This is a genomic window from Tritonibacter sp. SIMBA_163 (genome assembly GCF_046535935.1).
GTDB lineage: Bacteria > Pseudomonadota > Alphaproteobacteria > Rhodobacterales > Rhodobacteraceae > Epibacterium > Epibacterium scottomollicae.
On the sequence record NZ_JAWJBP010000784.1, the window covers coordinates 1 to 257 of the forward strand.

Genomic DNA, 257 nt, shown 5'->3' on the forward strand with positions numbered 1-257 from the left:
GTACAAGTACAGCGAAATTTAGTGGACTTTTTGCGGGACTTCCACCAGGTACTGATCTTAGCATCGTTGGTGATTCAGGTTTCTTTTATGGCCCAGGAAATTTTGTCACTTTTAATCAATTGGCGGGCATTGTATTTTTTAATGACCCAGGATTAGGAGGTACGGGACCTACTTTAATAGATGTGAACAAAATTGAAAGTGTGACGTTCCCTAGTTAAATATTTTCACATTCTTTGGTATGTGAATGAACCTATAGC

At 38.5% G+C, this 257-nt stretch carries 1 pseudogene; it reads left to right on the forward strand.

What is annotated here, in order from left to right:
• A pseudogene (locus tag R0J92_RS24465) lies at window positions 1–218 on the forward strand (hypothetical protein); the annotation flags it as partial.
• Window positions 219–257: the final 39 nt, after the last annotated feature.